A 26443-nucleotide genomic window follows, 5' to 3' on the forward strand; every position below is an offset into this window, starting at 1 on the left:
AGCCGGCGTACCGTCTCAGTCGTGGAACCCGACGTGCTGGGGCCGCCCTACGAGCGGCACACAATCGACCTGGGCACCGACGACGAGGGGCCGGTGGTGGCGACCCTGGTGCGCCGCCGCGCCGAGCGGCCCACCAACCGTGCGGTGCTCTACGTGCACGGCTATGTCGACTACTTCTTCCAGACCCACGTCGCCGACCACTTCGCCGCCCAGGGCTGGGACTTCTACGCCCTGGACCTGCGCAAGTACGGTCGCAGCCTGCTCCCGCACCAGACGGCGAACTTCTGCCTGGACCTCGGTGACTACTTCACGGAGTTGGACGCCGCCGCAAAGATCATCAGATCGGATGACGGGCACGACACCCTGCTCGGCATGGGCCACTCCACCGGCGGCCTGATCGTCTCACTCTGGGCGCACGCCCGGCGGGACGCCGGTGTGGTTGACGGGCTCTTCCTCAACAGCCCCTTCTTCGACCTGAACCTCCCCTGGGTGCTGCGGCGCCCCGGAGCGGCGGCCGTCGCCCGCCTGGCCCACCGGTCCCCCAAGCGCGCCATCGCCAACGGCCTCGGCACGGTCTACGGCGAGAGCCTGCACGCCAACCACCGCGGCGAGTGGAACTACGACCTCGCCTGGAAACCACTCGGCGGCTTCCCGATCCGGGCCGGCTGGCTGGCCGCGATCCGGCGGGGCCAGCAACAGCTCCACGCCGGGCTGAACATCCCGGCACCGATGCTCGTGGCCGCCTCGGCGCGCAGTTTCAAGGGGCTGAAGTGGCGGGAGGCGGCCGCCAGCGCTGACTCGGTGCTGGACGTGGAGCACATGGCGCGCTGGGCACCCCGGCTCGGCCGGCACGTCACCCTGCTCCGGGTTGACGGCGGGCTGCACGACCTCACGCTCTCCGCGCCCGCCGTCCGCGACAGGGTCCTGACAGAGGTCGGACGATGGACCGAAGGATTCCTCGGTGCCGGGAGAATCGACAGCCGTCGCCCAACAACGCAGGCGGCACCGTCGACGCCTCACCAGGCCACCGGGGCGACGTCGACGGCGCCGCAGGCCTGATTGCCGCCGGACGCGGCCACCGCCACCCGCTCCCCCGCAGGCCGGGCCCGCAGCGGTACCCTTCTCGGGCAACATTCCACGGCACGCGCCCGTAGCTCAGCGGATAGAGCAGGGGACTTCTAATCCCAAGGCCGCAGGTTCGAATCCTGCCGGGCGCACAAATAGTTCTTTCCTCCGATCGATCCCCATGGTAAGCCTCCTAGCTCCCGGCCGGTCAGCCGAGGCGGGGCCGACTCCAACGACGTGGGAGGAGGAGCCGGTGGTGGACATCGACAGGCTGCTGCCACGCACACGCACACCGCGGGACTATCTGGACCTCGTTACGGACCCTCGAATCGATCAGAACGGGCTGCAGGCTCTCGCCCATTGTTCCTACTCCTTCGTGGGTCGGTCGGGCGTGTCGCAGGGTGGGTCCGGTCGATGGAGTTCGCGGGAGACGGTCAGGGCGGCGAACACGACGGTCAGCCTTCGACGGTTGGGCCCCAGAATGACCGTCTATGAGTGCTGGGTTCTGCAGCTGGACTGCCTCGGGTCTAACGAACAGTTGCCGCTTTCGTACCGCCTCACCCACAGGGTCAAGCTCGTAGCCCTCCATCCACGCCCATCCGGGGTAGGTCGGCCAGTTTAATGCCTGGATCACCCGGACCGTGATCGGGCGAACGAACTGCGGAGAGGCCCGTCGGTCGAGGCGGATCGTGTCTCCCGCCCGTAGCTTGCAGGTACTCGCGCACTGGACGATCACCTAACTGCTCGATCGCCACGGCCGCGGCAACGATCACCACCACAAGCAGCGCAGTCAGCTTCTGCCGAGTCGTCGGCGGCTCTGTGGAAGTTGCCGGCACTACTGGGACCGCTCGCCGTCTGACAGCGGAGGTGTCCCGTGCGGATCCCGGTTGCGGTGCAGCTCCTGGTGGCTACTGTCGTCGGCCATCACAACCGCCGCAGACCAGCAAGCACAGACTGCAAAACCGCTAGGTCCGGAGGGCCAGCGAGTAAAGCTCGCGAAACCTCCTGTGAGTCCGGGTGGGAAGCGGCGTGGCGCATGCGCACTCGTCCGGCGCTGGTATTCGGGCCCACGGCGTGGCGTGCGTTCGTCGCGCAGTTCCCCGAGCAGTCCTGACCCCACCAGCCAAGCGCAGACTCCTGGCACACGAGAAACTGCCCAGCCCTGGTCTTCCAGGGCTGGGCATTCTCGTTCGCTACCCGTCGATCAGCCGAAACAGTTCTCGATCGGGTCCGGGCTGCCCTCGCAGTTGGTCGGCGCGTTGCCCTTGATCGCGGACTTGTTGTCCACCGTGACCTCGCCCCGCTCGTTGAACACGCCACCTGGCGCGAAGGTGGAGCGGTTGTGTGACACCTTCGAGTTCGACAGCTCGACCTCGCCGCGTACGTTGTAGACGCCGCCAGCACGGCTGCCTGCGTAGTTGTCGGAGATCATGCTGCCCCGGAAGGTGACCATGCTCCGGTGGTTGGATACACCACCACCACGGACAGACCGGTTCTTCTTGATCTCACTCTTCACCACGTTGGCGACGGCACCGTCCCGCAGGTCCAGGCCACCACCCACCACGTTAGCGATGTTGTCCAGCAATTCTGTTTCCTTGAGGTAGAGGTTGCTCCGGTCTACCGCCGAGATGCCTCCACCGGTTTCATTCGCCACGTTCCGCTTGATCTGTGACCGATCAATCATGGTGTCGCCGCCGACGTCCGACAGGCCTCCGCCGGGACCGAACGTTGCGTTGTCGAAGATCTCGGTCTTTTCGATCCGGACCGTGCCGCCGTTAATATCCCGGCGGTCGGCATCGAACTTCGCACCGTTGGCGATGCCACCGCCGGCGCTGATGGCGTTGTTGGTGGTCACCTTTGACTTGCTGATTTTTAGCACGCCGGCATTGAAGATTCCGCCACCATACCGCAAAGAGGTGTTTTGGTCTGCGGTGGTGTGGTAGAGGTCGGCCTTGCCGAAGTTGGCGATCCCGCCCCCGACTCCGCCAGCCTGGTTGTCAACGAGGATGGTCTTCTCGAATTCAGCCGTGCCCCCGTCCTGCACCAGGACACCACCGCCATCGTTCGAGCGCCATTCGAAGTGGTCGGTCTTGGCGGCTTTTGTTGCGTCCACGGGGCTGGCTGTCAGCAATGCTGCGGACTCCGCATATCTGGGCATAACGTCCGGGTTGCCGGACTGGGGCACCTCGGCAGAGATTGAGAAGGACGGCATCACCCCGGGAACCGTACCCCCATCAAGCGGAATATCGGTCACCAACGGACCGACTTTGCCGCCCTTGATGACCAGATCCCTGACCTTCAGGTGCCCGCTCCGGCCGACGTTGAGAATTCGGAAATTGTCGGCTTGGTCGTTCCGGACGATTTTGGTGTTGTCGCCGTGGAGCGCGATGCGTTCCTGGATGATCGGCAGGCCGTTGCCCTCGTTGTCGGAACGGGTCAACGTGTAGGTGCAGTCCTTTGCCAGCTCCAGTACGCCGCCCTGGTTATTGTTGGCGTAGATGATCGCCTGGATCAGCTTGTCAGTCTTGCAGGGCACCTCCTTCCCCCGCTCTTTCTTCCCCCGGTTCCCCTCGTCTCGCTTACCGTCCCAGCCGCCCTCGCGGTTACCGTCCCAGCCGCCCTCGCGGTTACCGTCCCAGCCGCCCTCGCGACCTTCGCGGCCCGCGTCGGCGCCCTGATCGCCACTCTTGGCAATCTGAGCGGCGCTCCGGGCCAGGTCCTGAGCGCCGGCTCCGACCCCGGTAAGACCAACCGCGGCGATGCTGACCACCCCGGTAAGGCCGGCGACGCCGCTGGTGAGCCAGAGCTTGCGCCGCCGCTTCGACGCAGCCCCCGGGTTGACGGCGTTGTTCTGAGCTTGGTAGTTGGACATTAAGCTTTCTGCCCTCTCCTCATACCATAAAGGGATATATCACCTGAAGTGGACACCCCTGCCACAAACTGGTTGCAGCCCCCAGAAGCACGATATGAGAACCTTTCTCGTTTTGTGGGCTTACCTTAAGTAAACCCACAAACGGCTTACCGTGGCTTTTTCAGGACGAGTACCGGCTCCGGTATCAGGTGGTATTTCCCAGCAAGGCCGGTAGAGCACTAGCTAGGCAGCGAATACCGATATGACCGTCGTGCAGAGCGGCTTCCCGGCTCCCGAGGTCCGTGACTTCTTCGCCAACGAGGTGTGGGACGGTGCGCTCGCCCGGGTCGAGGCATTCCTGGTCCGTCAGCGCGGAACCGAGCCTGCTGATGCCTAGGCACGGGCATCAACGAGCCGCGGTGAGCCGGCCAGGGCGGCACCAGGCGCTTCCAGCCGGTCCACAGATAGCGCACAGCCAACACCTGAGATCAGCGGCCACAGTGCTGGTATGACTTCTCCTCGATCCGGTTCTGGTCGACCCACCCGCCGCGTCTTCCTGCTCGGTGGGCTCGCCGCCGCCCTTGGGGTCTCGGCGTGTGGCCGTACGACGGTCACCGGGGTCAACGACCCCTCGTCGTCGGCGGCCTCGGTTGACGCACCGACCACCGCGGTGTCGACCGAGCTGACGGGCAGTTACTCGATCGCCGCCAGCGCCACCGGAACGCAGATCGACGTGACGGTCACCGGAAACAGCCGGATCATCCGCGCCAACGGACTGCCGAACCACCCGAGGGGCAGCTTCCCGAACGCGAACAACCCCCACACCGTCTCAGCCCAGGCGTACGAGTTTCAGCTTCCGCTGCACGGCACGCGGGCCAGTAGCGCCACCAACGTTGTCCTGCCGCAGCCCTTCGGCATCGCGGTCAACGGGGTCCTCTTCGATCCCCTCGCCGCCGAGTGGTACCAACGGGACCCGGCCTCCGGCTGGACGATCGAGGCGATCGGGCCCAGGGCGACCCTCGGCCTGGACGACAACAACGCCCACGTGCAGCCGACCGGGGCCTACCACTACCACGGCCTGCCCACGGCTCTCGCCGATCAGCGGGACCCGAACCGCCACTCCCCGCTGCTCGGCTGGGCCGGCGACGGCTTTCCCATCTACGCGGGACTGGGCTACCGCGACGCCTCGGACCCCACCTCCGGCATCGTTGAGTTGACCTCCTCGTACCGGCTGCGCTCCGGCCGACGTCCGGATGGCCCGGGCGGAGCATACGACGGCACGTACACCGAGGACTTCGAGTTTGTGGCCGGCCACGGTGGGCTGGATGTGGCCAACGGCCGGCACGGGGTCACGCCCGAGTACCCCGACGGCACCTACTACTACGTCCTCACCGACACGTTCCCGTTCATCCCACGACAGTTCGTCGGCACCCTCGCGGAGAGCTTCCGCCGCTCGGGACCCGGGGGTGGGCCCCGGTAGTCGGTGACTGGATCCGTTGCCGCTGCCGTCGACGGTCCCCTGCCCGTGGGCCCCGGAGCCGGCGCCTCAGGAGCGATCCAGGGCGGCGGCCTCGGCCGGGGTGGGTGCGCTCCCGCCCAGGTGCGCCGGGAGCCACCAGGTGTCGTCGGGGCCGGCCGGGCTCTCCGGGTACTCGCGTTGGTTCCGGTCAACCAAAGCGCTCAGCCGCTCGGCCAGGTCGGTGGTCATCGCGTTTCCGTCCGGGTAGGCAGCCGGGTTCATCGGCTCCCCGATCAGGATGGAGATCGGGGTGTGCCGCCGGCTGAGGGCGCGTGGCCGTCCCTTGGTCCACAGCCGCTGCGTTCCCCAGACCGCCACCGGCAGCACCGGCACCTCAGCTTCCCGGGCCATCCGGGTCGCACCGCTCTTGAGGTGCTTGACGGTGAACGACCGGCTGATCGTCGCCTCGGGGAAGACCCCGACCACCTCGCCTCGCCGCAGCGCGGCAACCGCCTCGACGTAGGAGCCGCTGCCGGCCCGGCGATCAACCGGGATGTGCCGCATCCCCCGCATCAGCGGCCCGGAGATCCGGTGCGTGAACACCGACTTCTTGGCCATGAACCGGACCAGCCGCTTCGACTCGCGCGCACCCAGGCCGCAGAAGATGAAGTCGAGGTAGCTGACGTGGTTGCTGGCCAGGACAGCGCCACCGGTACGGGGAACGTGGTGGGCACCCTCGATGGTGATTTTCAGGTCGAGTACCCGGAACATCGTCTGGGCGGCGGCGATCACGGGCGGATACACGAGTTCCGGCATCCGCTGACCTTACCCCGGGTAAGGTGACCGACCGGTAGGTGGAAGCCGTGTTTGTTCCCGGCTGCCGACCCCGACTGGCGGCCAGGATTGCGGGCCTGACTGCTGCCCCGGCTGCGGGACCGCGGGCGGGACCACACCCCTCAGTCGCCGCGTTGGCGCAGGTCGAGGCGGCCGCGGGCGAATGCGTCCAGACGACCCCACCGGCCCGGGATGTCCAGCACCTCGATCCGACCCATTCCCACGGGTAGCCGCGGCTCGACAGCCAGGTGGCCCTGGTGTGGCTCCAGCCCGAGCATCGTCCGCAGCAGCAACAGCGGGGCGCCGGTGGACCAGGCCTGAGGCGTACACGCGGTCGGGTACTCGACTGGGAACTTGGTCAGCTCCCGTGGGTAGCCGCCGAACGCCTCCGGCAGCCTACCGTCGAAATAGCGGGCGGCGTCGAGGATGCCGTTGGCGATCGTCGCCGCCTCCTCCGCGAAGCCGTACTTGCGCAGGCCCCAGGCGACGAACGAGTTGTCGAACGGCCAGATGGCGCCGTTGTGGTAGCCGATGGGGTTGTATCGAGCCTCCCCCTTGGCCAGCGTCCGAACCCCCCAGCCGGAGAAGAGCCGTGGTCCCACCAGGTGTTCGGCGATTCGCGGGGCTCGCTCGTCGGCAACGATTCCGCTCCACAGTAGATGTCCGATGTTGGAGCTGAGCACATCGCACTGCCGACCGTCCGGGTCCAGGGCGAGTGCGTAGTACCCGCCGTCCTCCACCCACCACTCCCGGTTGAACCGTTCCTTGAGGTCAGCCGCCTCCCGCTCCAACTGCTCGGCAAAGGCCGGGTCGTCCCAGAACTCGCGGGCCAGCCGAGCCGCTCGCACCTTCGCGTCGTACGCGTATCCCTGCACCTCGCAGGTGGCGCGGGGAAACGGTGGCAGGGTGCCGTCGCGGTAGGAGATGGAGTCCCAGGAGTCCTTCCAGCACTGGTTATCCAGCCCGGTGTCGGTGTTGCGTCGCTCGTACCAAACATAACCGTTGCCCACCAGGTCGGCGTAGTTGTCGATCCACTTCAGGGCGGCTCGGCACTCGACCTGCAACGCCCGCACCAGGTCTGCGTCTCCACTCCATCGCTCGTACTCGTCGAGGAGCACAATGAAGAGCGGGGTCGCATCCACCGAGCCGTAGTACGGCGAGTGTGGTTGCTCCTCGAAGGCCGCCGTCTCGCCGTACCGCATCTCGTGCAGAATCCGGCCCGGGTCCTCCTCCCGGAAGTCGTCGAACCGGGTGCCCTGGAGGGCAGCGAGGATCTGTAGCGTCGTCTTGGACAACTCCGGGGTGAACGGCAGTACCTGCAGGCAGGTCAGGATGCTGTCCCGGCCGAACATGGTCATGAACCACGGCAGTCCGGCAGCCGGTAGCGCCGCCCCACCCAGCGAGAACGGAACGAAGCGCAGCGCCGCCAGGTCAACCAGGCAGCGGCGGTACGTCGTGGTCAGATCCTCGCGTTCACTGTTGACCTTGGGAGCGTCCGCGATCCACTTCCTGAGATCCTGTTGCAGGGCGAGCCGCTCGGCGCCGTGCGCACGCAGGCCCATGCGCAGGTCCCGGCCGCCGGGGCCGAGGGTCAGGGTCCGGACGTCGATCTCCGCCACCCACTGCTCATTCGCCGCCAGGTGCAGGGTGTACGCGAAGCCCCCCTGGTCGAACCGCGCCGGCACCGATGAGGTGATCACGGTCTCGCGCCGGAAGTTGCCGCGCCGATAGCCCAGCCGTAGCCGGTCCGACTCGACCTCGGTGTATATCTCACCCTTCTTACTGAGCTGGTCGTCCTTGACCTCGAACAGGTCGGCGAAATCGGCTGCCGCTGCCATCCGGACCTCCAGCTCGACCGAATTCTCGTCGTGATTGAGAATGGTGAGCGTCTCCCGGAAGCTTCCCCCCACCGCCCGTTCCCGGACGACCGAGAGCTTGGCGTCCACGTAGTGCGTCGCCGCCCCTGGCACCAGGAAGAACCGTGCCTCGTAGTACTGCAGGTCGTCATAGGAGAGCGGGTTGAGTCGCTCGCCGTTGATCGTCAGCACCCAGGTGGACAGGAAGCGGGTGTCGAGCGAGAAGAGACCCGTCGGCTCGGTCGCCGTCGCCTCAATGTCCCCGCTCTCCTCGGACACCACGAAGGTGTTGCCGTCGAGGATGCGCACCGTGTTACCCGGCATCAACGAACCTCCCGCTCGAAGGCTCGGCGCGGCCCGCGTGAGCGTGGGTCGCCCGGGAAGAGCCGCTCCACCTGGACGAAGAGCCGTGGGTCCCCGCTGACCGTCAGGTCTCCCCGCAGGCTGGCCGCGATGCCGTGTTCCCGACCGGCGGCCAGCTCCTCGAAGAGCGCCGGGCTGAGCCCGATGGTCGCGTCGGCCTCGAGGTCCTCCCGGCTCACCCGCAGTTGCCCCCGGTCGATCCGGACGAGCCAGTGCGTCGTGTGCGCCCCCTCGTGCAGGTCGAACCGGACCGTCCCGGTGGTCCTCATCAACAGCGGCTCGTAGCCCCGCCGGTCGAGCTCCTTGAAGAAGGCCGTGGTCGCTTCCGACATGGGTCTCCCCTCCCGCCGGTCCCGTCCACACGCGCGACTGGGTTGCCCGTGGCACATCCCGACGTCATGCCGTTACCTCCACGCACAGGTGCCCGATCCGGACCCGGTCAACCTCGCCCGGATCGGGTGAACCCTGGCCGGGCCGCGCTAGTTGTTCGGGTCGTCCGCGCTGATGTCCGCGAGCACCGACTGCGGTTCGCGCTCCACCGCCAGGTCCCCCATCGACACCAGGCCGATCAGCTTCCCGTCCTCGACCACCGGCAGGCGACGCACCGCGTACGTCCGCATCAGGTCGGCGGCGGCCACGGCGTCGTCGTACTGGCTGACCGTGATCACATCCCGGGTGGTGATCTCATTCAACCGGGTCGAGGCCGGGTTTCTGTTCTCCGCCACCGCCCGAACAGTAATGTCACGATCTGTCACAATGCCAACGACATCGTCACCGTCCGTGACCACGACGTCTCCGATGGCGCAGTCCCGCATCTCCTGGGCGGCCGCGATGAGCGTGTCGTTGCCGTCCATCGTCACCAACCGGGTCGTCATGAACTCTCCGACCGTTGTCATGGTGCTCCCCTCTCGCTGTCGGCACCGCGGTCTACCCCCCACCCGGCGGCAGGTAACGAGCCCGGACCCGAGGGGTTGCCGCTCAGCCGCGCGGAGGCAGGCCGTAGACGTGCTCGACATGCAGCCGCAACACCAGCCGGCGCTGCGCCACCATCTCCCGGCGGAAGTCGTCCCAGTCCGGGTGTTCCCCCTGCATCGCACGGTAGAGGGCGACCAGTTCCTCGACCGTGGGGTCGTCCCCGCGCTCGGCGACCGGAGTCAGCTCGGCCCGCCCCTCGGCGACCGCGTACGCCCAGCCGTCGCCGCTGCTGACGTGGAAGCTGGCCCGCGGATCCCGGCGCAGGTTGGCGACCTTGGCCCGGTTGCCGGTGACCGAGATCCGGATCAGCCCGGCCGCCGGGTCGTACTGGTAGAGCACGGTGGAGAGCTGCGCCGGCCCGTCCCGTCGCAATGTCGCCAACACACCCATCCGGTGCTCCGCGAGGAGCTCGAGCAGCGGCGCCTGGCTCTGGTCGGTCACGGTTGCCTCCCTCGTCGGGTCACCAACAATCCAAGCACGTCGGCACCGCCGGGGGGGTGTGAGCGGTGCCGACGGGCCGGGTTCAGGCGCGCTCGGCGGCGACCAGTTCGGCGATCTGTACGGCGTTGAGCGCCGCCCCCTTACGCAGATTGTCGTTGGCGCAGAAGAGGGCGAGACCGTGTTCGACGGTCTGGTCGGCGCGGATTCGACCCACATAGGTCGGGTCCTGTCCGGCGGCCTGCAACGGCGTGGGCACCTCGGAGAGGGCGACGCCGGGTGCGTCAGCGAGCAACTCCCGGGCCCGCTGCGGGGTGATCGGCCGGGCGAAGCGCGCGTTGACCTGAAGTGAGTGACCGGTGAAGACGGGTACCCGGACGCAGGTGCCGGAGACCTTCAGCCCGGGGATCTCGAGGATCTTGCGACTCTCGTTCCGCAGCTTCTGCTCCTCGTCGGTCTCCTCGGACCCGTCGTCAACGATCGCACCAGCGAGCGGAAGCACGTTGAACGCGATCGACTGGGCGAACGACCGGGGCACCGGGAAGTCCACGGCCGCGCCGTCGAAGGTGAGGCCGCTCGCGTGCTCAGCCACCTTCCGGACCTGCTCGTCCAGCTCGGCCACGCCGGAGAGACCGGCCCCGGAGACCGCCTGGTATGTCGAGACGACGAGACTCACCAGCTCCGCCTCGACGTGCAGCGGACGCAGCACCGGCATCGCGGCCATCGTGGTGCAGTTCGGGTTGGCGATGATCCCTCGGGGCCGTTGCCGGGCAGCGTGTGGATTCACCTCGGCGACGACGAGCGGCACCGCCGGATCCATCCGAAAGGCCGACGAGTTGTCGATCACCACAGCTCCGGCTTCGGCGACCCGGGGGGCCAGGTCCCGGGCGGTTTCCTTGCCGGCCGAGAAGAGAACGATGTCCAGCCCCGAGTAGTCGGCGGCGGCGGCGTCCTCCACCGTCAGCTCACCGCCGCGCCACGGCACGGTCCGCCCCGCCGACCGCGCGGAGGCGAACAGCCGAACCTGTTCCGCGGGGAATTCCCGCTCCGCCAACACCTGCCGCATTACCCCACCGACCTGGCCGGTGGCCCCCACAATGCCGATCCTCATACCCGCGAGGCTACCCAGCCGAGCCCGCCAACCAAGAATCCTTTCCCGCTGCCCGGACCTGGAGATCCGGGCGGCGGCCGGTCAGCGAGTGCTGGTCACGACCTCCCCCAGGCCGGTCGCCGCCAGCTCGGCCCGGATCAGGGCGGCGTCTCCCTCGACCACCAGCGTCAAACCCTCCGGGTGCAGGTGCGCGGCGGCGGCCGCCGAGACCTCCTCGACCTCGGCGGCGAGCAGCGCCGCCCGCAGCCGGGCATGGTAGTCGTCTGGCAGGTCGTGGACGACCAGCGTGGTCAGCGCCGCGGCGATCGCCCGCGGCGTCTGCAACTCGACCGAGAGCTGGCCGGCCAGCCAGGAGCGGGCCACTGCCAGCTCCGGTTCGGTCACCCCGGTCTGCTGGGTACGGGTGATCTCGCCGACCGCCTCGACCAGGGCGGGCGCGGTCACCGCGGTCTGCACGCCGGAGCTGACCGCGAACCGCCCGAACCGGCGAGACGACACGAAGTCGCCGCGGATCCCGTACGTGTAGCCCCGCACCTCCCGGATCAGGTGGTTGAGCCGGGAGGTGAAGGCACCACCGAGTACGGTCCCGGCGAGCCGCATCGGCACATGATCGGGATGCGCACGGTGCGGCGACGGATGCCCGAGCCGCAGCGTCGACTGCACCGAACCCGGCCGGTCCACCAGGATAATCGTGCGGCCGTCGCGCGGGGTGACCTCGACCGGGCCGCCCCGGTCCACCGCGCCGCCACCGGTGCCGGCGAACGCCGTTGCCGCGAGCGCGTCCAGGTCGAGTCGCTCCAGGTCCCCGACGACGACCAGGGTGCCCGGCCGGAGGAACCACTCCGAGTGGAAGATGCGGACGTCCTCGACCTCCAGCGCGGCCACCGTCTCCGGATCGCCGTACAGCGGTCGGCCCCAGCGGTTCTCGGCGCCGAACAGGTCAGCCCGCAGCGCCGCATCGGCCCGCGGACCCGGATTCGCCCAATCCATGCGCTGGGCGGTCGCCTCGTCGTCGCGAACCCGACGAACATCGTCCGGTTCCAGCCGCGGCGTGCGCACCGCCTCGGCCAACAGCTCCACGGCGGCGGGCAGCCGGTCCACCGGTACCTGCACGCTCACCTGGAAGGAGTCCCAGTCCAGGCCGGCCACCAACTCGGTGCCGAGCGCCTCGATGGCCAGTGCGTACGCCGTCGCGTCCCGCTGCGCTGTCCCCTCTTCCAGCGCCTTGGCGAGCACCGCCCCCAGCCCCTCGCGCCCCTGTGGTTCGCGGCCGGCACCGGCATCGAGCAACAACAGCGCCACCGCCAGCGACTGCCCCGGCAGGTGCGCGGCGATCAGTTGCCCACCCGCGACACCGCGGCGAAGCACCTTCGGAAACCGGTACGGTCGGGCGGCCCCCGGACCGGGCCGGGTGCTGATCAGCGTCATGAGCTCTCCTCGGGCAGGTAGGTCAGGGTCACCCGGTCGGCGGGGGCGAGCACCTCGGCGGCCACCGCCGCGATCTGCTCGGCGGTTACCGCCAGCCACGCCGGCAGCCGCTCGGCCGCCCGGCGCGGGTCGCCGAACTGTGTCGCGTACCGGCCGAGGGTGTCGGCCCGGCCCTCCACCGTCGACATCTGCCGCCACCAGGCGGTGCTGAGCAACGCCTTGGCCCGGTCCAGCTCCGCGGCGGTGACCGGCACCGTGGCCAACTCGTCAACAACCTCGCCCAGCCCGGCGGCCAACCGCTCGGCCGGTACCCCGGGGCGGGCGGTGGCGGTGGCGATCAACGGCGCCGGGGCGTATGCCAGGTCCACCCCGTACGCCCCGACCAGGTCCGGCTGCGCGATCCGTTCCCCGTCGGCGAGCCGTTGGTAGAGCCGGCTGCCCCGCCCACTGCCGAGGACCGTGGCGAGCACGCTGGTCACGTCATAGCCGGCGGTGCCGAACGGGTGGGTACGGTGCGCGACGTACACCCGGGGCGCGGGAACCTCGGTGATGACCGTCTCCGTCGTCGCCACGCCGGTGCCGGAAACGTGCTGGCCCGCCGGCGCGGCCGGGATCTCCGGTCGGGATGGGATCGCGCCGAAGTACTTCTCCGCCAGGGCGAAGACCTCAACGGCGGAGGTGTCGCCGACGACCGTGAGAACAGCGTTGTTCGGCGCGTAGTACGCGGTGTGAAACGCCTGGAAGGTGGGGAGGTCGGCGGCGTTCAGGTCGGCCATCGAGCCGATCGTCGCGTGGTGGTACGGGTGGCCGGGCGGGTAGAGCAGCGGCAGCAGCCGCAGCCACGCGTCGCCGTACGGGACGTTCTCGTAGCGCTGCCGTCGCTCGTTCTTGACCACGTCCCGCTGGTTGTCCAGGGTCTCCTGGGTCAACGCCGGCACCAGCCCGCCCATCCGGTCGGCCTCGAGCCAGAGGGTCAGCTCAAGGTGCTCGGCGGGGACCGTCTCGAAGTAGTTGGTGCGGTCCGGGTTGGTGGTGGCGTTGAGGGACCCACCACACCCCTGGACCAGCTTCATGTGCTCGGTCTTCGCCACGTTGGTCGAGCCCTCGAACATCAGGTGCTCGAAGAGGTGGGCGAAGCCGGTCTGCCCCTCCGGCTCGTGCCGGGAGCCGATGTCGTACCAGAGGTTCACGGCCACGGCTGGGGCGGTGCGGTCCTCGCTCACCACCACGCGCAGGCCGTTGTCCAGTCGGGTCGTCTCGATGGGCCAGGGAAAACCGCTGTCGGGCATGGGAGGACGCTATCCGATCTCCGGGGCGCGTGGACGGTGCGGCGCGGGACGGGGACCGACACGCCGACTCAGCCGCGGGCCCCGCCGGCTCGCTCAGCGGAACGGGCCGCGTACCTCGTAGGTGATGCCGCCCGAGGACGATCCGGAGGTGCCGCGCTGAGACGAGAAGTAGAACCGGGTGCCGTCGGGGGAGAACGCCGGACCGCAGATCTCTGACCGGGACTGACCGGTGATCCGCAGGAACGGGGCGACGACCTCGTCCGGGGTAATGATGTTGATCTCCATGTTGCCGCCGTCCTCGGCGACGTAGAGGTCACCGCCGGGCGTACCGGTGATGTTGTCCACCCCGGTCAGCGGTGCGGTGCCGGAGACCAACGAGTCGTCGTACGCCAGGTCGATGCGCTCGTTGACCGCGTCGTAAGCCCAGACCCGGTTGTCCCCCTTCGTGGTGAACCAACAGGTCCCGCCGGCGTACCAGCAGCCCTCTCCGCCGTTGAACCGCTTCGCCCCGGAGACCTGATCTCGGGTGTACGTCGGCGAGCCGTCCGGGTCGGGCACCGGGGTCCAGGAGACCGGCCCGCTGGTGGCGGTGCCAGCCACCAGCACCTCCAGGGTGCCGGCCGAGAGGTCACCCCAGGTCGTCGGCCGGAACCGGTAGAGGCAGCCGTCGCTCTCGTCCTCGGTGAGGTAGACCACCTGCCGATCTGGATCGCAGGCGGCAGCCTCGTGCTTGAACCGACCCATCGCGTCCCGCCGAAAGGCGTTCGCGCCACCGGTAGGGTCGGTCTCGTAGACGTAGCCCCGGCTGACCTCCTCGCAGGAGAGCCACGTCTGCCACGGCGTCGCCCCGCCGGCGCAGTTCTGCCGGGTGCCCGACAGGATCTGGTAGGCCGAGGCGACGCTGCCGTCGGCGTGGAACCGGATCGCCGACGCGCCGCCACCCGGGGTGATCTCCGAGTTGGAGACGTAGATCCAGCCGGCACCGGCGACGAAGCAGGCGCCGCCGTCGGGCGCGTCGTGCCACGGGTACGCGGTACCGGTGACGGCCTGCCGGGAGCGGGCCACGATCCGACTGGTGAATCCCACGGGTAGCTGGATGCCCAGGGCGTCGGCCGACTGCAGGGGCCCGTAGGGGCTCTCCCCAGGCTGGGCGGGGTCGGCCAGTGCGGCGCCGGCCCAGAGGCTGCCGGAGAAGGCGGCGGCGCCACCGGCGACGCCGGCGCGGAGCAGAGTACGACGATCCATCGAAAACCTCCGGGAGAGGGAGTGGTCGGTCGGTGGAGCCATGAACCTATCGATATCGCCATCGAAGCTGGTAAAAATCAGATGAGCTTTTCCGAACGGGCCGGTGGCCATTGCCGTCGAGTCGGGTAGACTCACCGACGTGACACGCTCGTATCGATGGTTTAGGCAGCCGGCTCTCCCGCCGGTGACCTCATCGTGAGCTGACGTCACCCGCACGAGCCGGCAAGGCAGGAGCTTCCGCTCCTGCCTTTTTGCGTACGAGCAGCCGGCTCTCCCGGGCACCGGCCCCGGGCACGGTCGGCGAAGGGATGCCCACCGTGACCACCTCCGAGACGAACCGGATCAGCGACCAGCGGATCGACCGCGTGGTGCCGCTGACCACCCCGGCCCTGCTGCACCACGAGCTTCCCCTGGACAGTCCGCTCACCTCGGCCGTACTTGCTGGCAGACGGGCCGTCGGCCGAGTGTTGGACCGCACCGACGACCGCCTCCTGGTGGTGGTCGGCCCCTGCTCGGTGCATGACCCGGTCGCCGCCCTCGCCTACGCGCACCGCCTCCGCGAGCTCGCCGACCGGCTCGCCGACGACCTGCTCGTGGTGATGCGGGTCTACTTCGAGAAGCCGCGCTCGACCGTCGGTTGGAAGGGGCTCATCAACGACCCCGGGCTGGACGGTTCCGGTGATGTGAACACCGGCCTGCGACGGGCCCGGGCGCTCCTGATCGACGTGCTGCGCCTGGGTCTTCCGGTCGGCTGCGAGTTCCTGGACCCGATCACCCCGCAGTACATCGCCGACACGGTGGCCTGGGGCGCGATCGGCGCCCGGACGGTGGAGAGCCAGGTGCACCGTCAGCTCGCCTCCGGCCTGTCGATGCCGATCGGAATGAAGAACCGTCCCGACGGCAGCATCTCCACCGCGGTGGACGCCATCCGGGCGGCCGGCGTGCCGCACGTCTTCCCCGGCATCGACGCCTCCGGCACCCCGGCAATCATGCACACCCGCGGTAACACCGATGGCCACCTGGTGCTCCGCGGTGGTGGCAACCAGCCGAACTACGACGCCGAGTCGGTGAACGCCGCGCTGGCGCTGCTACGCGCCGCCGGGCTTCCCGAACGACTGGTCATCGACGCCAGCCACGCCAACAGCGGCAAGGATCACCGCAACCAGCCGCTTGTCGCCGCCGACGTGGCCGCCCAACTCGCCGGCGGCCAGCACGGCATCGTCGGCGTCATGCTGGAGAGCTTCCTCCTTCCGGGTCGGCAGGACCTGGACCCGACCCGGGAGCTGACGTACGGACAGTCGATCACCGACGCCTGCATCGGCTGGGACACCACTGAGGAGGTCCTGGCCGAGCTGGCGGCCGCCGTGCGCACCCGGCGTCGGGCTCCGGCCGTCACCCCTGCCTGAGGCGCCGGGCGGGTGGTTTACCGGGTACGGCCCCGGGTAGTTGGGCGCCGTGACCGACAACCCACCCGTAACCGCGGTGCCCGAGACCGAGTCGGACCTGCGCCGTCTCGACGACCTACTCGAGGATCTCTACCGAGGCCAGGAACGGATCAGCCAGGGCGATATCTACCGGCGGGCGGTCGCCGCCCAGATGCCGGCGGGGCTACTCACCCGCATCGGCGGACTACCCGAGGGCGAGTACTCCGTGGACGAGGCGGCCGACCTGCTGGGCGGGTCGGCCACCTGACCCTGGCCGCCGCCGAGGAGCCCGGTCCGCGGGGTCCGGCGATGCACGCGACCGGGCACACAGCGGCGATGATCCGACGTGAAGGAGAGTGACATGTCCCAGCCTGCCCATCGGCGCTCTGAGCAGCAGGAGCGGCTCGCGGCTCTCGGCCAGCCGCCGGAGGGCCGGGACACGCTGCCGGAGCCGGACTTCGCCGGGGAGCACGATGTCACGGCAGTTGATCGAGACATCATCACCGGCGCGGACGCCGACGAGCGGGAGGCGGAGTCTCCCCGAGGTTGGTCGGGCGAGGAGAGCTGAGCGCCGGCTCCGGGGCAGGCCGACAACCTGCACGAGCACGGGCGGGGCCGGTAGCCCGGCCCCGCCCGTGCTCGGACGACGGATGTCCTGCTGGCTGGCTAATCCTCGCTCTGTTCGGCAGCCTGCTGCGCTGTCGCGTACGCCAGCTGCAGGAAGTCCGACACCGTCACGGCGGTGAGAGCGGTGGCGACGAGACGGGTCAGACGCGGCGCCAGCACCAGCCCACCGGTGAGCCCGGTAGCTACCCAGACGGCCAGGCAGAACGGGCAACAAAGCAGCTCACCGACGGCGTGCCGAACGGGGCTGCCCGAGTCGCGTACCTCCTCCATCACCTCGCCGCCACCGATCGGCCGGGCGTAGCGGGTGAACGGGGCCCGCAGCGGACTGGTCACGGCGTCCTTGGAGAGCAATCGACTGAGCTTGTGGGTCGCGATGGCCAGCAGGACCACGTCGACCGTCGCGGGCCGCTCCGGCACCGACCGCCGCGTCAACCTCACCAGGCCGGCGATTGTGGCAGTCACCCCAGCGTAGGTGCCCATGGCCACGAGATAGCCGCCGAGCGGCCGGTACTCGTGTGGCGCGTAGGCCCGACGCAGACGAGTCACCTTTGCCCTCAACTCGGTCACCCAGTCTCCCTCGGTCTGGTCGCCGGACCGAACGGCCCAGCGATTGCGCCGGCTCAGCCCGCCTGCAGGTTGTCCTCCACCGCCTGGGCGAGGTCTGCCAACGCCTCGTCTACCAGCCGGTCGGCGGTGCCACCGGTCAGGTCGAGCCGGATCCACGCCCCACCGGCGTCGGCCGGGTCGACCCGGATCTGGGCGGTCCAGTCCCCGACGGCCTGCCAGTGGGCCGTCAGCTCCGCCGGGCGGATCTCAGTAGCCGGCCGGCCGCCGGCCCACAGTGGCTCGGGGAGCCACGCCGACATCCGGTTCGGATCAACTGCCGTGTTGAACACGACCTCCGGGGGCGCCGACATACCCCGCTCGGCCGACGCCATCAGGACTCCCGCAGTCGGCTCGGGTCGAGCTCCCGCCCCGGGTACCGGGCGAGGTACTCGGTCTCGAGCTCGGCGGTGCGGCGCAGGTGGGTGGCGAGCGCCGCGTCGGCGGCGTGCCGCAGGGTGTCCAGCCGCGTGCGGTGCAGGCTGTGCAACTCGCGGATGAGGTCGGCATCGCCGAGTTCGGCCGGATCGACGCCGAGCACCTCGCCGTCGGAGTCCGCCGGGTCGGAGGCCCGGTCGTGCAGGTGGTCTCCATCCCATTCGGGCATCCGCTGCTCCGGGCTCGGGTACTCATCCCGCCGCACAGATCCGGTCATCATCGCCCCCTTCGCTGTTCTGGGCTGGCGTCTGGCCGGATGCCCACCCGAGATGCCGGCAAACCAGCCCGCCACCAGGACACGGCTGTCGGAACGCGCTCCCGCCCCCGGTACCCTCGAGGCCATGAAGCGGCTCTGGACCCCGGCGTGGATCGTGCGCCACGTGGCCATGGTCGTGCTCGTTGTGGGCTTCCTCGGGCTTGGCTGGTGGCAGCTCAGCCGCGCGGCCGGCGGCAATCCGATCAGCTGGGGATACGCCGTGGAGTGGCCGGTTTTCGCCGGCTTCGTCGTCTTCGTCTGGTGGCGGGAGGTCCGCCAGGAGCTCCGCGGGCCCGAGGCGCCAGGCCCAGCGGCGGAGACCACCGAGTCGTCCGCGACCGTCGAGCCGACCCGGTTGGCGGTGCGCCGGCCGGTACGGGTCAGCCGTACGGCGGCCACCGTGCCGGACAGTAACGATCCGGAGCTCACCGCCTACAACCGCTACCTTCGGTGGTTGACCGACAATCCGGGTGCTCGGCCCGGCGACTACCCCGGCTAGGCCGGGTCGGAAGGACGGACGACGGTGGGCGCAGCCCTGACCCGGTACCGCGTGATCGCCTGGATCGTCGGCGTGGTGCTGATCCTGCTCATGGTGATCGGAATGCCGCTCAAGTACGGCTTCGACTACCCGCTCGTGGTGGAGACGGTGGGCCAGGCCCACGGCTTCCTCTACATGGTCTATCTGGTGGCCGCCTTCGACCTGTCCCGGCGGGCCGGCTGGCCGTTGTCACGCATGATCTTGGTGATGTTGGCGGGGACCGTTCCGTTCGTCTCCTTCTTCGCCGAGCGGCGGGTGAGTGGGTGGGTGACCGGGCAGGCCACAACCCCGGAGCCGGTGGCCAACACCCCCGTCCATTAGAAGCGCACGTCCTTCCGTTCGGCAACAATCGCCTCGACTTCCCCTGTGGTTCACTCCTGTCCCGGGTTACCCTGTCCGGGTTGGCCCGCGCAGCGCCGTCCGTCCGGAGGGCACGGGTCCGGCACCGCTGGGCCTCCGCCCCTACCCGGGTGGTGGGGAGAAGGAGAAGGAGCCGTCGCACTTGTCGTCCATCCGGAAACGACTTCCCGCCCTCGTCGTCGCGGCGATCACGGCCGTGCTGGTCGCACCGGTCACGCCCGCACAGGCCGAGCCCTCCCCCGCCGAGCTGACCCGGCAGATCGAGAAAGCCTCCGCCGAGCTGGAGCAGGTCGTGGAGGCACACAACACCCTTGCCGAAGACCTCAAGGCGAACAAAGCCGCCCTGACCGAGCTGACCGCCCGACTGGGCCCGCTGGAAGAGCAGGTCGCGCAGAGCCGGGCCGAGGTCAACCAGCTCGCGGTGGCCGCCTACAAGACCGGTGAACTCGGCACCGCCGCCGCACTACTGAACCCGGACGACGCCACGACCCTTGTCGACCGGCTCACCGCCGTCGACCGGCTCGCCCAGGAGCGGCAGAATCGCATCACCGCCTTCACCAACGACCAGCGCCAGCTCCTCGCGCAACGGACCCGGCTGGAGGCAGCCGTGGAGAAGGCGACCGCGCAGGCCGAAGGGCTGGCCAGCACGCGCAAGCGGATCGAGCGCGACCTGGCCGACCTGTACGAGCTACGCCGGCAGGCGTACGGCCGGGCAACCGAGCAATCCACCGCCGACCCGGACCGGGTCCGAGCGGCACCATCAGTCTCCGGCGCCGCCGGGGTGGCGGTGCGGTACGCGTACGGGGCGCTGGGCACGCCCTACCGATGGGGCGGGGACGGCCGCAACGGTTACGACTGCTCGGGCCTGACCTCGGCGGCGTGGCGAGCGGCCGGAAAGTCGCTACCGCACAGCACCCGCCGGCAGTGGGGGGTGGTGGCGCACATCAACCGCCGCGACCTGAGCCCCGGCGACCTGGTCTTCTACCGCGGGCTCGGGCATGTCGCCCTCTACGTAGGCAACGGTCAGATCATCGATGCCCCCAGCGCCGGGCGCAATGTGGTCAAACGCGACATGAACATCATGCCGATCGCGGGGTACGGCCGGGTCCGCTGACCAACCCCCGGTCCGAATAGGACCGGGCCGGCATCCCAGCGGACGCCGGCCCGGTACCGCTCAGGCTGCTGTCTGGAGCCCCTCGGCGCGGGCCAGCTCGCGCAGCCGGCCGAGTGCCTGAATCTCCAGCTGTCGGATCCGCTCCCGCGAGAGCGAAAAGCGGGAGGCCACCTCGGTCAGCGAGTGCTCCCGACCGTCCTCGAGGCCGTACCGGGCGCGCATGATGCCCGCCGACCGGTCATCCAGGTGGCTGAGGAGGCCCTCGATGCGCTGCCGCTCCAGACCAGTGAGGACGATCTCCTCAGGTGACGGCGCGTCACTGTCGGCGACCAGGTCACCGAGGTTGGTGTCGCCGTCGTCACCGACCGGAGTATCCAACGACACGGTGTCCTGCGACCAGCGAACCAGCTCGTTGACCCGCTCGACGGTGACGCCGAGCGCCGTCGCGATCTGCTCCGGCTCCGGGTCGCTGCCGAGCTCACGGGTGAGCTGCCGGGCCACATTCCGCATCCGGTTGACATCCTCCACCAGGTGCACCGGCAGCCGCACGGTGCGCTCCTGCTGGGCGATCGCCCGGCTGATCGCCTGGCGGATCCACCAGGTCGCATACGTAGAGAACTTGAAGCCACGCTCGTAGTCGAACTTCTCCACCGCCCGGACCAGACCGGTGTTGCCCTCCTGGATCAGATCCAACATAGGCATCCCAGAACGGACATACCGTCGGGCGATCGACACGACCAGTCGCAGGTTGGCCCGGATGAACAGGTCCTTGGCCCGCGACCCCTCAGCGACCAGCCGCTGGAGCTCCGATTTCTCGACGCCGACCGGGACGCGGTCCTCGTCGAGCAGGTGCTCCGCGTAGAGGCCGGCCTCGATCGCCTTGGAGAGATCGACCTCCGTGGCGGCGTCCAGCAACGGCGTCCGGGAAATCTCGTGAAGGTAGACGCCGACCAGATCGCGCTCCTCGGCGACCTCGTCGGTCCGCATGCCGATATTCTTGTCCACGTTACCCACGGTCCCCTCGCTCGCGCCGGTTGCCCGGTTCCTTGCCATCCCCACGTCCGCCAGCTCCCTCCCCGTACCTTCCGCTGCTGCTTGTCGGCGCTGACACCTGAACAACAGTTGAGACGCGTCAGGGATTCCATATCGTGAGTCGAACGTGTCACGAATGCCTGATAATTAGCTGAGAGCACCATCCATATTTGCTGTCAGCACCTCAGGTGGCCGCCCTGAAGTGAGCACGACCTCCGTCAGGTGGATCGACGCTTGCGACCTGGTCAATGGCAACACCACCCCGACCAAGGGCACAGCGACCGGGGTCACCACCGCACTGCGATCCTGGTCACGCCCCGGATACGCCACGGCGGGCCGGTGGGTTCATCCACACCCATGCTGATACCCGGCGCCAGGGTGAACAATCCGCGGGCAGGTCCCTGCCCATCCGCGACCAGCTGGCGACCGCCCCACCCTTCGTGCCGATCATTGATGCACCGGAACCCGGGCCGGCGCGTCCGCTGGCTCCGGCGCCGCGCCCCACCAGCTGAGCAGGTGCTCTCTGATCTGCCGGCTCACCTCGTCCGCCGGACAGTCCGCATCCACCAGCACGAAGGTGGAGTGCTCTGGCAGGCTCCGGTACGCGCGATCCGCCGCGATCAGGTATCGCATGCTCTCGTGGTCAGTGCCGCGCCGCTCGATCCGCCGGTACGCCTCAGCGGGGTCAACCGCCAGCAGAAACGTTACCTGTGGCCGGGGAAAGACCCGGTAGCCGAGGCGGGCCAGCCGCTCCCACCGGTGCCCGCCGTGTGCCCGAATGCTCGCATACTGGCAGGCGGAGTAGCGGTCCATCACCGCGACCCGGCCGGTCAGCCGGCGCCCCAGCAGGGCGGCGGCGATGGCGAGCCAGCGCAGAACGGACTCTGCGACCAGGAGGCCGGCCCGCCCGAGGAGCCGCTGCGCATCCCGCCGACCCAGCCGCCGCGCCACGCGGCCGAGGAAACGCCGGCCGCCGGCGTTGCGATGGTAGGTGGCGGGAAGCCCGACCGCGGTCAGCGCCGCAGCCAGCCGGTGGGCCTGCGTCGTCTTACCCGAACCGTCGATGCCGATCAGGGCGACGGCACGCAGTCGAGCCCTGCCGCGTCGCCGTCGGACCCTGCCGCGTCGCGCCCCCTTGAAATCGGCCACCCTGCACACGCTATCCGACCCACGCTCCCGCCCCACCGGCCGATCCGCCACCTTTGGTGGTGGTTGACGGTTTTCCGGCGCGCTGTGCCAGGTGTGGCGGACCACGATGCCGGGTACCGTCCTGACACTTCCGCCCGACCACCAGGAACGGAGAGCCAGATGGCCGAGCGCGGGACCGAGACCCTGGTGCACACGCTGAAGAAGGTCGCCGCCGTGCTCAAGCAGGAAGAAATCCCCTTCGCGCTCGGCGGCAGCTTCGCGGTGTACGCGCACGGCGGCCACTCCAGCGAACACGATGTCGACTTCCTGATCCGGGAGTCAGACATCGACCAGGCCCTGGGCGCCCTTGTCGCGGCCGGCTTCCTCGCCGAGCGCCCGCCCGAGGACTGGCTGGTCAAGGTCTTCGACGACAACCGCGTGGTGGACCTGATCCACCGACCTGTCGAAAGCCCGGTGACGGACAAGACCTTCGTCGAGACGATCATCCGGCCGGTGGACGCGATCCACATGCCGGTGCTCTCGGCAACCCAGCTGATGGTGCACAAACTGCTCAGCTTCTCGCAGCACTACTGCGACTTCGCCCGGGGCCTGCCCCTGGCTCGCTCGCTGCGCGAGCAGATCGACTGGGAACGGGTATGCCGGGACACGCGCCACTCGCCGTACGCCGAGGCGTTTCTGGTGCTGCTGGACCGGCTTGAGGTGGTGGCGTACGCCGGCACCCCGGAACGAGAGGGGACACCGTGACCGAGCACCGCGACGTTGACACACGACGAGCGACCGACGCGTACGTGTCAGCCGAGATTCATCGGCTCCTCGCCGAGGACCCCGACGTCGCCGAGCAGGGCATCACCGTGGTCCGCCGGGAACTCGGCCTGGTGCTGCACGGCGAGGTGGAGAGCGCGCAACGCCGAGACGAAATTCTCCGGCGGGTCGCCGAGCACTTCCCGGATCTGGCGGTAACCAGCGACATCGGAGTGATCCGCGCACAGCCGCCCACGGAAATCGAACAACTGCCCTGAGGAGGCCCGATGGTAGTCCGAATCGCCGCCGTGGGTGACGTACATCTGGACGAGGACGTGGTTGGTCGTTTCCGGCCGGCCCTCGAGGAGGTACCGAACCACGCCGATGTGCTGCTGCTGGCCGGTGATCTGACCCGGCACGGCACCGAGGCGGAGGCGCAGTGTGTGGCACGCGAGTTCGGTGGCCTGGGGGTGCCGGTGGTGACCGTACTCGGCAACCACGACTACCAGTGCGACGAGGTACCGCAGGTGGTGGGGGTGCTGGAGGCCGCGGGAATCACCGTGCTGGAGGGCAACGGGACGGTGTTGGACTGCGGGGGCAGCCGGCTCGGCATCGCCGGGGCGAAGGGGTTCGGTGGTGGCTTCGCCGGGCGGTGTGCCGCCGACTTCGGCGAACCGGAGATGAAGGCGTTCGTGGGGGCCAGCACCGCGAGCGCGGACGCGCTCAAGGCCGCCCTACACTCCCTCGACTGCGACCTGCTGGTGGCACTGACCCACTACTCCCCGGTGCCCGACACGCTGGCCGGCGAGCCGCCGGAGATCTACCCCTTCCTCGGCTGCTACCAGCTGGGCCAGGCGATCGACTCCGCCCCCACCACGCTCGCCCTACACGGGCATGCCCATCACGGGACCGAACGCGGCACCACACCCGGAGGAGTACGGGTGCGTAACGTGGCACACCCGGTGATCAAACAGGCGTACAGCGTCTTCCACCTGGGTGAGCACCTCGAACCGGGCGAGGTTTCCCGGATGGGCAGTCTGGGTACTCGGCCGGCGTGGAGCTGATTCTCTGGACGATCTCGGTCATCCTGGTGGCGGCCGGCATTCTCGCCCTGTTCCGGCACCGAATCCTGTGGGGAGTCGTCCTCATCGTCGGTGGCCTGCTGGTCGGACCGGGTGGGGTCAACGCCATCAGCTGACGGATGGAGCGAAGTCACTCCCAGGTGCGCCAGGGCGCGCGTAGCTCCGCGGGGGCCGGCGGCCGACGCGGGTGGTTGGCCCTGCTCGGCTTCGGCGCGGCCGTCTGCTGCGCTGCCGCGGTCGGCGGGCTGGGGGCCCGCGACAGCAGCGCCGACTACGCCGGCTTCGAGCAGCCGGCCTGGGCTCCCCCGGCGGGGGTGTTCGGACCGGTCTGGACGGTGCTCTACGCGATGATCGCGGTCTCCGGCTGGCTGATCTGGCGGCGCGCCGGTTTCAGCTCCGCGCTCTGGGCGTGGGGCGCGCAGCTGGTGCTCAACGCGGTGTGGAGCCCCCTCTTCTTCGGAGCCGGTCAGTATGGGCTGGCGTTCGCCGACACTGTTCTGTTGTGGGGGACGATCGGCGGGACTGTCCTGCTCTCCTCCCGGATCTCCCGGGCCGCTGCGACCCTGCTGCTGCCCTACTGGGCCTGGGTCTCCTACGCCACCCTGCTCAACCTGGCCATCTGGCGGCTCAACGCGTGATCGACCAGGAGAACGCATCGACGTTTTCATATCGTTACCCGCTCGTGTCGTCTTCGGGGTGGACCACGCCGGCTGCAAACGCTTTTGTGTGGAGCACGCCCATCGGATCGGCGCCAGGTCTGTCGCACTGACCCGCGCCGGCCAGGAAGGAGGACGGCATGGCGGTCTTCGCCAGACCACGCCACGCCTTCGCAATAGCTGGCGCGCTCGGCCTGGCTGTCGTCGCCACCGCCTGCGGTAGCGACGACGACGCCAGCGGCCGGGCCGATTCCCCAGAGTGCGCGGTATACGAGCAGTACCAGGGCAACGGCGGCAGCGAGGTCTCCATCTACGCGTCCATCCGCGATGCCGAGGCGGACCTGCTCGAGCAGTCCTGGGAGCAGTTCGCCGACTGCACCGGCATTGAGATCGACTACGAGGGCAGCGGCGAATTCGAGGCACAGCTCCAGGTCCGGGTTGACGGCGGCAACGCGCCAGACATCGCCTTCATCCCACAGCCGGGCCTCCTGAACCGCTTCGCGCGGGCCGGCAAGCTCACGCCGGCGTCGGCCGAGACCAAGGCGATGGCCGAGGAGAACTACACCGCCGACTGGCTCCAGTACAGCACTGTCAACGGCGAGTTCTACGGTGCTCCGCTGGGCTCGAACGTCAAGTCATTCGTCTGGTACTCGCCGAAGATGTTCCGGGAGCAGGGCTGGTCGGTGCCGAGCATCTGGGACGACCTGATCAAACTCAGTGACCGGGCCGCCGCCGACGGCATCACGCCGTGGTGCGTCGGCATCGAGTCCGGTGACGCCACCGGCTGGCCAGCCACCGACTGGATCGAGGACGTGCTGCTGCGGACGCAGACCCCCGAGGTCTACGACCAGTGGACCACCCACGCCATTCCCTTCGACGACCAGCGCGTCGTGGAGGCCGTCGATCGCGCCGGCACCATCCTACGAAACGAGAAGTACGTCAACGGCGGCTACGGCGGAGTGAAGAGCATCGCCACCACCTCGTTCCAGGAGGGCGGCCTGCCAATCCTCCAGGACGAGTGCGCCCTGCACCGACAGGCGTCGTTCTACGCCAACCAGTGGCCCGAGGAGAGCCGGGTAGCCGAGGACGGCGACATCTTCGCGTTCTACTTTCCGCCCATCGACCCGGCGAAGGGCAAACCGGTGTTGGGGGGCGGCGAGTTCACCGTCGCCTTCGACGACCGCCCGGAGGTCCAGGCGGTGCAGACGTACCTCGCCTCCGGTGAGTACGCCAACAGCCGGGCCAAGCTCGGCAACTGGGTGTCGGCGAACACGAAGCTCGACCTCTCGAACGTGACCAACCCGATCGACCGGCTCTCGGTCGAGCTCCTCCAGGACGAGCAGACGATCTTCCGCTTCGACGGTTCCGACCTGATGCCCGCCGCCGTCGGCGCCGGAACGTTCTGGAAGGAGATGGTGTCCTGGATCAGCGGCAAGGACACCGCGGCGGCCCTCGCCGCCATCGAGAGTTCCTGGCCCAGCTGATCAACCCGCCCCGGTGGCCCGGCCA

Annotated in this window: 29 protein-coding genes, 1 tRNA gene and 1 pseudogene; 16 read left to right on the forward strand and 15 right to left on the reverse strand. The window is 69.1% G+C overall.

Annotation, left to right across the window (positions count from 1 at the left end):
- The first annotated feature begins 21 nt into the window (after window positions 1–21).
- Window positions 22–1059: an alpha/beta hydrolase gene (locus tag SALPAC6_RS0103815; protein ID WP_020493534.1), complete on the forward strand. Its 1038-nt coding sequence runs from the start codon at window positions 22–24 to the stop codon at window positions 1057–1059.
- Window positions 1060–1144: 85 nt separating this feature from the next.
- A tRNA-Arg gene (locus SALPAC6_RS0103820) sits at window positions 1145–1217 on the forward strand.
- A 1052-nt stretch (window positions 1218–2269) separates the two neighbouring features.
- On the opposite strand, the gene SALPAC6_RS0103825 is transcribed toward SALPAC6_RS0103820, so the two are convergent.
- Window positions 2270–3937 carry a hypothetical protein gene (locus tag SALPAC6_RS0103825; RefSeq protein ID WP_018252119.1) on the reverse strand — a complete coding sequence of 556 codons (1668 nt, stop codon included), beginning with the start codon at window positions 3935–3937 and terminating at the stop codon, window positions 2270–2272.
- Between the two features lie 235 nt (window positions 3938–4172).
- On the opposite strand from SALPAC6_RS0103825, the pseudogene SALPAC6_RS27175 reads away from it, so the two are divergent.
- Both SALPAC6_RS27175 and SALPAC6_RS0103835 read left to right on the forward strand, forming a co-directional pair.
- Window positions 4173–4313: pseudogene (locus SALPAC6_RS27175) on the forward strand (SRPBCC domain-containing protein); the annotation flags it as partial.
- Window positions 4314–4424: 111 nt separating this feature from the next.
- On the forward strand, window positions 4425–5396 hold the full coding sequence (locus tag SALPAC6_RS0103835) for a YHYH protein (protein ID WP_018252121.1): 972 nt from the start codon (window positions 4425–4427) through the stop codon (window positions 5394–5396).
- Between the two features lie 66 nt (window positions 5397–5462).
- On the opposite strand, the gene SALPAC6_RS0103840 is transcribed toward SALPAC6_RS0103835, so the two are convergent.
- The 9 genes from SALPAC6_RS0103840 to SALPAC6_RS0103880 all read right to left on the reverse strand — a co-directional run bounded on the left by SALPAC6_RS0103840 (window position 5463) and on the right by SALPAC6_RS0103880 (window position 14914).
- Window positions 5463–6191: a lysophospholipid acyltransferase family protein gene (locus SALPAC6_RS0103840; RefSeq protein WP_018252122.1), complete on the reverse strand. Its 729-nt coding sequence runs from the start codon at window positions 6189–6191 to the stop codon at window positions 5463–5465.
- A 140-nt stretch (window positions 6192–6331) separates the two neighbouring features.
- Window positions 6332–8389: an amylo-alpha-1,6-glucosidase gene (locus tag SALPAC6_RS0103845; protein ID WP_018252123.1), complete on the reverse strand. Its 2058-nt coding sequence runs from the start codon at window positions 8387–8389 to the stop codon at window positions 6332–6334.
- The gene (locus SALPAC6_RS0103850) at window positions 8389–8760 is read right to left on the reverse strand and encodes an SCP2 sterol-binding domain-containing protein (protein ID WP_018252124.1); all 372 of its coding nucleotides are present in this window, start codon (window positions 8758–8760) and stop codon (window positions 8389–8391) included. Before SALPAC6_RS0103850 ends, SALPAC6_RS0103845 begins: the two co-directional genes overlap by 1 nt.
- Before the next feature lie 147 nt (window positions 8761–8907).
- Window positions 8908–9324: a CBS domain-containing protein gene (locus tag SALPAC6_RS0103855; protein ID WP_026189300.1), complete on the reverse strand. Its 417-nt coding sequence runs from the start codon at window positions 9322–9324 to the stop codon at window positions 8908–8910.
- An 82-nt stretch (window positions 9325–9406) separates the two neighbouring features.
- On the reverse strand, window positions 9407–9844 hold the full coding sequence (locus tag SALPAC6_RS0103860) for a PPOX class F420-dependent oxidoreductase (RefSeq protein ID WP_018252126.1): 438 nt from the start codon (window positions 9842–9844) through the stop codon (window positions 9407–9409).
- An 82-nt stretch (window positions 9845–9926) separates the two neighbouring features.
- The gene (locus SALPAC6_RS0103865; protein ID WP_026189301.1) at window positions 9927–10952 is read right to left on the reverse strand and encodes an aspartate-semialdehyde dehydrogenase; all 1026 of its coding nucleotides are present in this window, start codon (window positions 10950–10952) and stop codon (window positions 9927–9929) included.
- Between the two features lie 81 nt (window positions 10953–11033).
- On the reverse strand, window positions 11034–12380 hold the full coding sequence (locus tag SALPAC6_RS0103870) for a M16 family metallopeptidase (protein WP_018252128.1): 1347 nt from the start codon (window positions 12378–12380) through the stop codon (window positions 11034–11036).
- Window positions 12377–13669 carry a M16 family metallopeptidase gene (locus SALPAC6_RS0103875; RefSeq protein ID WP_018252129.1) on the reverse strand — a complete coding sequence of 431 codons (1293 nt, stop codon included), beginning with the start codon at window positions 13667–13669 and terminating at the stop codon, window positions 12377–12379. Before SALPAC6_RS0103875 ends, SALPAC6_RS0103870 begins: the two co-directional genes overlap by 4 nt.
- Window positions 13670–13762: 93 nt before the next feature.
- Window positions 13763–14914, reverse strand: coding sequence for an alkaline phosphatase PhoX (locus tag SALPAC6_RS0103880; protein WP_018252130.1), 1152 nt, complete (start codon window positions 14912–14914; stop codon window positions 13763–13765).
- Window positions 14915–15222: 308 nt separating this feature from the next.
- On the opposite strand from SALPAC6_RS0103880, the gene SALPAC6_RS0103885 reads away from it, so the two are divergent.
- The 3 genes from SALPAC6_RS0103885 to SALPAC6_RS0103895 all read left to right on the forward strand — a co-directional run bounded on the left by SALPAC6_RS0103885 (window position 15223) and on the right by SALPAC6_RS0103895 (window position 16906).
- Entirely contained in the window at window positions 15223–16320 is a 1098-nt protein-coding gene (locus tag SALPAC6_RS0103885; RefSeq protein WP_018252131.1) for a 3-deoxy-7-phosphoheptulonate synthase, read from the forward strand.
- 40 nt (window positions 16321–16360) lie between these two features.
- On the forward strand, window positions 16361–16606 hold the full coding sequence (locus SALPAC6_RS0103890) for a hypothetical protein (protein ID WP_188115243.1): 246 nt from the start codon (window positions 16361–16363) through the stop codon (window positions 16604–16606).
- A gap of 93 nt (window positions 16607–16699) precedes the next feature.
- Window positions 16700–16906, forward strand: a complete 207-nt coding sequence (locus tag SALPAC6_RS0103895; protein ID WP_018252133.1) for a hypothetical protein — start codon at window positions 16700–16702, stop codon at window positions 16904–16906.
- 98 nt (window positions 16907–17004) lie between these two features.
- On the opposite strand, the gene SALPAC6_RS0103900 is transcribed toward SALPAC6_RS0103895, so the two are convergent.
- From SALPAC6_RS0103900 to SALPAC6_RS0103910, 3 genes are read right to left on the reverse strand one after another with little or no spacing between them, the layout of a single operon-like run.
- Window positions 17005–17532, reverse strand: a complete 528-nt coding sequence (locus SALPAC6_RS0103900) for a DUF1360 domain-containing protein (protein WP_018252134.1) — start codon at window positions 17530–17532, stop codon at window positions 17005–17007.
- Between the two features lie 53 nt (window positions 17533–17585).
- On the reverse strand, window positions 17586–17903 hold the full coding sequence (locus SALPAC6_RS0103905) for a hypothetical protein (RefSeq protein WP_018252135.1): 318 nt from the start codon (window positions 17901–17903) through the stop codon (window positions 17586–17588).
- Entirely contained in the window at window positions 17903–18226 is a 324-nt protein-coding gene (locus tag SALPAC6_RS0103910) for a DUF6158 family protein (RefSeq protein ID WP_018252136.1), read from the reverse strand. Before SALPAC6_RS0103910 ends, SALPAC6_RS0103905 begins: the two co-directional genes overlap by 1 nt.
- Before the next feature lie 121 nt (window positions 18227–18347).
- On the opposite strand from SALPAC6_RS0103910, the gene SALPAC6_RS0103915 reads away from it, so the two are divergent.
- The 3 genes from SALPAC6_RS0103915 (at window position 18348) to SALPAC6_RS0103925 (ending at window position 20274) form a co-directional block, all read left to right on the forward strand.
- Window positions 18348–18761 carry a hypothetical protein gene (locus SALPAC6_RS0103915; RefSeq protein WP_026189302.1) on the forward strand — a complete coding sequence of 138 codons (414 nt, stop codon included), beginning with the start codon at window positions 18348–18350 and terminating at the stop codon, window positions 18759–18761.
- Window positions 18762–18785: 24 nt separating this feature from the next.
- Window positions 18786–19121 carry a DUF3817 domain-containing protein gene (locus SALPAC6_RS0103920; RefSeq protein WP_018252138.1) on the forward strand — a complete coding sequence of 112 codons (336 nt, stop codon included), beginning with the start codon at window positions 18786–18788 and terminating at the stop codon, window positions 19119–19121.
- A 181-nt stretch (window positions 19122–19302) separates the two neighbouring features.
- Window positions 19303–20274, forward strand: a complete 972-nt coding sequence (locus SALPAC6_RS0103925) for a C40 family peptidase (RefSeq protein ID WP_018252139.1) — start codon at window positions 19303–19305, stop codon at window positions 20272–20274.
- Between the two features lie 60 nt (window positions 20275–20334).
- On the opposite strand, the gene SALPAC6_RS0103930 is transcribed toward SALPAC6_RS0103925, so the two are convergent.
- Complete coding sequence (locus tag SALPAC6_RS0103930; protein WP_026189303.1) at window positions 20335–21327, reverse strand: sigma-70 family RNA polymerase sigma factor; 993 nt, start codon at window positions 21325–21327, stop codon at window positions 20335–20337.
- Between the two features lie 426 nt (window positions 21328–21753).
- Window positions 21754–22455, reverse strand: a complete 702-nt coding sequence (locus tag SALPAC6_RS0103935; RefSeq protein ID WP_018252141.1) for a dTMP kinase — start codon at window positions 22453–22455, stop codon at window positions 21754–21756.
- 159 nt (window positions 22456–22614) lie between these two features.
- On the opposite strand from SALPAC6_RS0103935, the gene SALPAC6_RS0103940 reads away from it, so the two are divergent.
- The 6 genes from SALPAC6_RS0103940 (at window position 22615) to SALPAC6_RS0103965 (ending at window position 26418) form a co-directional block, all read left to right on the forward strand.
- Window positions 22615–23199, forward strand: a complete 585-nt coding sequence (locus SALPAC6_RS0103940; RefSeq protein WP_018252142.1) for a nucleotidyltransferase family protein — start codon at window positions 22615–22617, stop codon at window positions 23197–23199.
- A complete protein-coding gene (locus tag SALPAC6_RS0103945; RefSeq protein ID WP_018252143.1) occupies window positions 23196–23474 on the forward strand; it encodes a hypothetical protein in 279 nt (92 codons plus the stop codon). Before SALPAC6_RS0103940 ends, SALPAC6_RS0103945 begins: the two co-directional genes overlap by 4 nt.
- A 9-nt stretch (window positions 23475–23483) precedes the next feature.
- Window positions 23484–24260: a metallophosphoesterase family protein gene (locus SALPAC6_RS0103950; RefSeq protein ID WP_018252144.1), complete on the forward strand. Its 777-nt coding sequence runs from the start codon at window positions 23484–23486 to the stop codon at window positions 24258–24260.
- The gene (locus SALPAC6_RS29625) at window positions 24251–24394 is read left to right on the forward strand and encodes a GPGG-motif small membrane protein (RefSeq protein ID WP_018252145.1); all 144 of its coding nucleotides are present in this window, start codon (window positions 24251–24253) and stop codon (window positions 24392–24394) included. Before SALPAC6_RS0103950 ends, SALPAC6_RS29625 begins: the two co-directional genes overlap by 10 nt.
- A 3-nt stretch (window positions 24395–24397) precedes the next feature.
- Window positions 24398–24916, forward strand: coding sequence for a TspO/MBR family protein (locus tag SALPAC6_RS0103960; RefSeq protein ID WP_026189304.1), 519 nt, complete (start codon window positions 24398–24400; stop codon window positions 24914–24916).
- A gap of 158 nt (window positions 24917–25074) precedes the next feature.
- Complete coding sequence (locus SALPAC6_RS0103965) at window positions 25075–26418, forward strand: ABC transporter substrate-binding protein (RefSeq protein WP_018252147.1); 1344 nt, start codon at window positions 25075–25077, stop codon at window positions 26416–26418.
- Window positions 26419–26443: the final 25 nt, after the last annotated feature.

Origin of the sequence: Salinispora mooreana (assembly GCF_000379065.1) — a bacterium.
Classification (GTDB): domain Bacteria; phylum Actinomycetota; class Actinomycetes; order Mycobacteriales; family Micromonosporaceae; genus Micromonospora; species Micromonospora mooreana.